The 7,198-nt window shown below is 29.6% G+C and carries 6 protein-coding genes and 1 pseudogene; all 7 read left to right on the top strand.

What is annotated here, in order from left to right; genetic code table 11:
* Window positions 1–127, top strand: a pseudogene (locus AJ885_RS10745) (sugar transferase); the annotation flags it as partial.
* Window positions 128–321: 194 nt separating this feature from the next.
* Entirely contained in the window at window positions 322–1,419 is a 1,098-nt protein-coding gene (gene prfB / locus AJ885_RS08570; protein WP_070281097.1) for a peptide chain release factor 2, read from the top strand.
* An 11-nt stretch (window positions 1,420–1,430) separates the two neighbouring features.
* Window positions 1,431–2,336 (top strand): sulfate adenylyltransferase subunit CysD, encoded by a 906-nt coding sequence (cysD, locus tag AJ885_RS08565; protein ID WP_053872503.1) that lies wholly within the window; start codon window positions 1,431–1,433, stop codon window positions 2,334–2,336.
* Window positions 2,336–3,751 (top strand): sulfate adenylyltransferase subunit CysN, encoded by a 1,416-nt coding sequence (cysN, locus tag AJ885_RS08560; RefSeq protein WP_070281095.1) that lies wholly within the window; start codon window positions 2,336–2,338, stop codon window positions 3,749–3,751. The genes cysD and cysN overlap by 1 nt, the downstream gene beginning before the upstream one ends.
* Window positions 3,748–5,460, top strand: a complete 1,713-nt coding sequence (locus AJ885_RS08555; RefSeq protein WP_053872502.1) for an SLC13 family permease — start codon at window positions 3,748–3,750, stop codon at window positions 5,458–5,460. The genes cysN and AJ885_RS08555 overlap by 4 nt, the downstream gene beginning before the upstream one ends.
* Before the next feature lie 7 nt (window positions 5,461–5,467).
* Entirely contained in the window at window positions 5,468–6,067 is a 600-nt protein-coding gene (gene cysC, locus AJ885_RS08550; RefSeq protein WP_053872501.1) for an adenylyl-sulfate kinase, read from the top strand.
* Window positions 6,068–6,156: 89 nt separating this feature from the next.
* The coding region (locus tag AJ885_RS08545; protein ID WP_070292883.1) for a sulfotransferase family 2 domain-containing protein at window positions 6,157–7,198 on the top strand (1,042 nt) is incomplete at its 3' end.

Raw genomic sequence — 7,198 nt, 5'->3', positions numbered from 1 at the left:
ATGTTTTACTTATAAACTAGGTGAAGCTTTTATTAAAGCTAATAAAAATTGGTATGGGGGTGGATACCTAAAACTATTTTTTGAGATAAGAAAACTAAGGAAGGAATTTAAAAAGAAAAAAGCATAATTTTTCATCTAAGTATTGAATTTGATTATTTCTGAAAGATATTTTTGTATTTTTTAAATAAATTTGAAATTTAAGAAAAATAATCCCAAACAACCTTGATAATAGTTATACCCACTACGATTAAAAATAGACTTAGCTTATTTTTTGATAAAATTTGTTAAAATTGCAAAAATTAACTTTAGAAAGAAATTTTTATGGATAATTACGAATTTAGCGAACTACTAAAAACTCTTAAAAATAAAGTAGGCAATATAGCCTCTATCATCAAACCACAAAGCATTCAAGAAAGGCTTAAGGAAATTGAAGAGCTAGAAAATTCTCCTTCTTTTTGGAACGATGTTAAACAAGCTGGAGTTATTGGAAAAGAAAAAACTAAAATTGCAAATTTATTAAAAAAATACGAAGAAGCTTTATCGGCCGTTGATGATGCAAGCGAACTTTTTGATTTAGCTAATGCAGAAAACGATACAGAAACGCTTGAAGCTTTATTTAATGATGCGCCAAAACTTGAAGATACGATAACAAGCCTTGAAATTTCCATGCTTTTAAGTGGAGAAAATGATAACAAAAACGCAATTGTTTCCATTCATCCAGGAGCAGGCGGAACTGAAAGCAACGATTGGGCAAGCATGCTTTATAGAATGTATTTAAGATTTTGTGAAAGGGAAGGATTTAAGGCTGAAACTCTTGACTTTCAAGAAGGCGATGAAGCAGGACTTAAAGACGTAAGTTTTTTGGTTAAGGGTGATAATGCTTATGGTTATTTCAAGGCTGAAAATGGAATTCATCGCTTAGTAAGAACTTCTCCTTTTGATAGTGCTGGACGTCGTCATACAAGCTTTTCAAGTGTTATGGTAAGTCCTGAACTTGATGATGATATAGAAATTGAAATCGAAGAAAAAGATATCAGGATTGATTATTATCGTGCTAGTGGTGCAGGCGGACAGCACGTTAATAAAACAGAATCAGCCGTTAGAATCACGCATTTTCCAACAGGAATAGTCGTACAATGCCAAAATGACAGAAGCCAACATAAAAACAAAGCAACCGCTTTCAAAATGCTAAAATCTCGCCTTTATGAACTTGAACTCATGAAACAACAAGATAGTGCAAATTCAGGCGAAAAAAGCGAGATAGGCTGGGGGCATCAAATCCGCTCTTATGTGCTTTTTCCTTATCAGCAAGTCAAAGACAATCGCAGCGGAGAAGCTTTTTCTCAAGTGGATAATATCCTTGATGGAGATATTAAGAAAATGATAGAAGGCGTTTTGATCGCTTTAAAAGCGGAATAAAAAGGATTAAAATGACTTTCAATCTTACCCATTTAAGACAACTTGAAAGTGAGTCTATTTTCATAATGCGTGAAGTAATATCTGAATTTGAAAAGCCAGCTATGCTTTATAGCATAGGTAAAGATAGTTCAGTGATGCTTCATCTTTTACAAAAAGCTTTTTATCCAGCTACTCCTCCTTTACCTTTAGTGCATGTAGATACGACTTGGAAATTTAAAGAAATGATAGAATTTCGTAATAAAAGAGCTAAAGAACTCGGTATGGAACTTATCGTTTATACTAATCCAAAAGGCAAAGAAATAAATATATCCCCTTTTACACATGGCTCAAATATGCATACAGATATCATGAAAACTCAAGCTTTAAAGCAAATGCTTGATTTATACCAATTTGATGCTGTTTTTGGAGGAGCTAGACGCGATGAGGAAAAATCTCGAGCAAAAGAGAGAATTTATTCCTTCCGTGATGAAAATCATGCTTGGGATCCTAAAAACCAACGCCCAGAACTTTGGAATTTATATAATGGACGCCATAAAAAAGGAGAATCCATAAGAGTTTTTCCGCTGAGCAATTGGACTGAACTTGATATTTGGCAGTATATATACCTTGAAAATATTCCTATACCAAGTCTTTATCTTGCCAAAAAAAGACCTATAGTTGAATACATGGGAGCAAAAATTTTAGTTGATGATGATAGAATGCCAAAAGATTTAGCAAAAAATACTAAAGAAGAAATGGTAAGATTTAGAACTTTGGGTTGCTATCCTCTAACTGGAGCCATAAATTCAAATGCCACAAGTGTTTTAGATATCATAGAAGAACTACTTCTAGCTACAACCAGTGAAAGACAGGGAAGACTTATAGATAGTGATGAAGAAGCTAGCATGGAAAAGAAAAAACAACAAGGATATTTTTAATGCAAAGTGTAGAAAATTATCTAAAAGAACATGAAAATAAAGAACTTTGTCGTTTTATCACTTGTGGTAGTGTTGATGATGGAAAATCCACTCTTATAGGAAGATTGCTTTATGATACTAAAGCTCTTTTTAGCGATCAATTAAGCACCTTAGAAAAAGATAGTAAAAAAATGGGGAATGCCGGAGATAAACTTGATTTTGCACTTTTAGTAGATGGGCTTACAAGCGAAAGAGAACAAGGCATCACCATAGATGTGGCTTATAGATTTTTTACCAGTAATAAACGCAAATTTATTATAGCTGATACACCAGGGCATGAACAATATACTAGAAACATGGCAACAGGAGCAAGCACAGCAGATATTGCTATTATTTTAATTGATGCAAGAAAAGGGGTTTTAAAGCAAACTAAAAGGCATTCTTATATAGTGAGCTTACTTGGTATTAAAAATTTTATCATTGCCATTAACAAAATGGATCTAGTTTCTTACGAAGAAAAAATCTTCAATAATATTTGTAAAGATTATGAAAAAATCATCCCTTATTTACAAGAAGGTATCCAAACACACTTTATTCCCATTTGTGCTTTAAATGGTGAAAATATCACTCAAAAAAGTAGAAATTTATCTTGGTATAAAGGCGAAACCCTACTTACACTTTTAGATGAAATTAAAATAAATAAAATCATTCGGGATAATTTTATCATGCCTGTGCAGTATGTTAATCGCCCACATTTAAATTTTCGTAGTTTTTGCGGAAATATAGCAAGTGGTTATGTAAAATTACAAGATGAAGTTATAGTCTTGCCTTCTATGCAAAAATCTAAAATTAAAAGTATCATTACAAATGATATTAAAGATTTAAGAACTTTAGATGAAAATGAAATCATTCCAAGTCAAAATGAAGCTTGTGTTAATATGGCCGTGAGTTTATGTTTAGAAGATGAAATCGATATTTCTAGAGGCGATATTTTGACATCTATCAACCATGATCTTAAAATAAGCAATACTTTTGAAGCTATGATTATATGGATGAGTCAAAAACAATTAGATTTTAATGAAAATTATCTTATAAAAAGAGCTCATAATCTTTGCAATGTTAAATTTGAAAATATTAACTATAAAAAAGATATCAATACTTTTAAAGAAGAAAATGCCTCAAATTTAATACTTAATGATATTGCAAATTGTACTTTAAAACTAGATAAAAATTTAGCACTTAAAGAGTATAAAGATAATAAAACCTTAGGATCATTTATTATCATCGATAAATATAGCAATGAAACCTTAGTCGCAGGTATGATAATAAAAATTTTAAATTCACAACAAAGCCAAAGAATTTACACTCAAGCTGAAATAGAACTTAACGCTTTTATAAGAAAAAACTATCCAGAATGGGGGTGTAGAAAAATATGAAAATCATAGTAGGTATCACGCTTTTAATTCTACTTATATTGCTTATACGCAACAAAATAAAGCCTGCTGTTTTATTTGGAAGTTTGGCAGGATTTTACTACGCTTTAGGTTATCTTGATTTTAAAACTTGGATAAGTTCTTATACAAATGATTCTTTAATTTCACTCATGTTACTACTTTTAGTTTCTATCGCTGTTGAAAAAACTATCATTATAGAATGGGCAAGTAAATTTATCATAGGAAAAAACTATAATCTTTCTCTTTTGAGATTAGGTGTAATTACTTGTGCAGTTTCAGCCTTTTTAAACAATACCGCAGTAGTAGCAAGCTTTATGGGTATAGCAAAAAACAATAAATTTCAAGCTCCTTCAAAGCTTTTAATCCCTCTTTCTTATTTTGCCATAGTAGGCGGTGTTATCACTCTTGTGGGAACTTCTACAAATTTAATCATCAATTCCTTTGTGGTGCAAAATGGACTACCAAGTCTTAAAATGTTTGATTTTTTTTATATAGGTATAGCTTTAAGTATAGGAATGATTTTGGTTTTGATGATTTTTAGTAAATTATTGCCCCATTATGAAAATAAAGATAAAAATATAAAAGAACATTTAATCGCCTTAAAAGTCTTAGAAAATAGCTCTTTAATAGGTAAAAGCATAGAAGAGAACAAACTTAGAAATTTAGAGTTTTTATTTTTGATAGAAATTCAAAGAAACAATCAAAGCATTACCCCCGTTTCACATAATGAAATTATAAATGCAAAAGATACACTTATATTTAGTGGAGATATTTCACAACTTGAAACTCTAAATAAATTTGATGGCTTAAAACTTGCAGATGGTTATGAGTTAAAAGAAAGTAAATTTATCGATGCAATCATTTCTCCAACTTCTAATTTAATTGGAAAAAGTGTAAAAGAAGCTAATTTTAGATCTAAATTTGACGCAGCTATTATTTCTTTACAAAGAGGAGATGTGCATATCAAAAAAATTGGCGAAAGTGTTTTGCAAGCTGGAGATAGAATGATTTTAGCTGTGGGTAAAGATTTTATCCTAAGGGATAATTTGGCTAAAAATTTTTATTTACTTTCAAATATCAAACAAAACGAAAAACTTGATGCTAAAAAAAGCTTATTGACCATAATGGCTTTTTTAGGTGTTATTATTTTTTCGGCTTTAAATTTTATCTCTTTTACCAAGGCTTTGCTTATTTGTTTAGGCTTTTTACTACTTTGCAAATTTATCAAGCTTGATGAAATAAAAAGGCGTTTTCCTTTTGATATTTTTATCATAGTAGGCTCTTCTTTAACAATTACTAAAGTACTTGTAGACAGCGGACTTGCCAAAGATTTAGCCCAACTTATCACAGGTTTTTTTGGATATTATGGAGTTTATGGAAGTTTTATAGGAATTTATCTTTTAACCCTACTTTTAACCGAATTTATTACCAATAATGCTGCTGCGGCCTTAGCTTTCCCTATAGGTTTTGCCACAGCTCAAGCCTTAGGAGTAAATCCTTTACCTTTCATCTTTGCTGTAGCTTATGGGGCTAGTGCTGGGTTTATGATACCACATGGATACCAAACTCATTTAATGGTTAGCTCGCTTTGTGATTACAAAATGACAGATTTTATAAAAATAGGTGCCATTGTTTCTATCGTGTATAGTGCTATAGTTCTCATAGGTGTACCTTTAATCTTTAATTTTTAGGATATTTATGGATAAAAATCTTACCTGGCATAATACAAATATCACCAAAGAACAAAGATCAAAACTTAAAAATCAAAAACCTTGCGTACTTTGGCTAACAGGACTTAGCGCAAGTGGAAAATCAACCATTGCCAATGCCTTAGAACAGAAATTACACGAGCTTGGTTTTCATACTTATTTGCTTGATGGAGATAATATTCGCTTGGGTTTAAATAAAGACTTGAGCTTTGATGAAAACTCAAGAGTGGAAAATATAAGACGCATAGCAGAACTTTGCAAACTTTTTGTTGATAGTGGTTTGATTATACTAAGCGCTTTTATCTCACCCTTTAAAAGCGATAGAGTTTTAGCAAGATCTTTGGTAAAAAAAGATGAATTTATAGAAATTTTCGTAGATACACCTTTAGAACTCTGTGAAAAAAGAGATCCTAAAGGACTTTACAAAAAGGCAAGAAATGGAGAAATAAAAAATTTCACAGGTATAGACAGCCCTTATGAAAAACCTCAAAATCCTGAAATTCATTTGCAAAATTCCAAAGCCAAACTTAATGAAAATATAGATATAATCTTAAACTATCTTAAAGAAAATGGATATATTGATACTTGAAAAAATTTATGTAGAAAATAAAAATATTTGAGTAAAAAGGTTTTTTGCATAATAAAATTTTAAAAATTCTTGTTTGATGGAGTTAAATATTGTTTAAAGATTATCACGATAAATATGGTTGTATCTTTATCCATGTACCAAAAGTTGCTGGAACAAGCATAGAAAGAGTCGTTTTTGAAACAGATAAATGGCTTATTGGACATGTGAGAGCATTAGACTATATCAAACAAGATAAAAACAAATTTGAAAGTTATTTTTCTTTTGCTTTTGTAAGAAATCCTTTTGACAGAATGGTTTCTGCATTCCATTATCTTAAAAAAGGCGGTGGAAATGATTATGATAAAAATTGGGCGAATGAAAATTTAAAAGACTTTGATACTTTTGAACAATTTGTTTTAGCTTTACAAAATAAAAATGTAAAAGATAAAATTCTATCTTGGCAACATTTTACTCCACAATATAAATTTATCTGTGATGAAAATAAAAATATTTTAGTTAATTTTATAGGTAAATTAGAAAATATAAATAATGATTTTAAAATAGTTAAAAATGAATTAAATTTTAATAGAAATTTAATTCATTCAAATTCAAGCAAGCATGAAATTTTCTCAAATTATTACAATGAAAAAACATACAACATAATAGCAGAGCTTTATAAGGAAGATTTTGCATTATTTGATTATGATTTAGAATATAAAGAATCTATTTATAAGAATTTGGATGTGCAATTCTTATTAAGTATGTACAAAGAAAAATTATTTTTAAAAAATAAAGAGATAGAAAAACTTAGATTATCGCAATTTAAAAAAAATAAAGAAATAAATTCCCAAAATAATATAATTTCAAAACAAACTAATCAAATTCATAATTTAAATGAAACACTAAATTTCCAAAATCGCTATGGAAAAGCTAAAATAAGAATTCAAAACCAACTTTCTTATAAACTAGGACAAGCTTTGATTTTAAATTCTAAAAGTGCATTAGGCTATTTATCTTTACCTTTTATAATATTAAGTATTGTTATTTCACATAAACAAGAACAAAAGGCTTATAAATTTAAAGTAAATAAAAATCCAAATTTAGCTTTACCTCCTTTAGAAACTTATCCTGATTATAATGAAGCTTTAAAAG

Origin of the sequence: Campylobacter sp. BCW_6464 (genome assembly GCF_001762775.1) — a bacterium.
Taxonomy (GTDB): Bacteria; Campylobacterota; Campylobacteria; order Campylobacterales; family Campylobacteraceae; genus Campylobacter_D; species Campylobacter_D jejuni.
The sequence above is the reverse complement of the archived record's forward strand: the minus strand, read 5'-3'. Positions and strand labels throughout refer to the sequence as shown.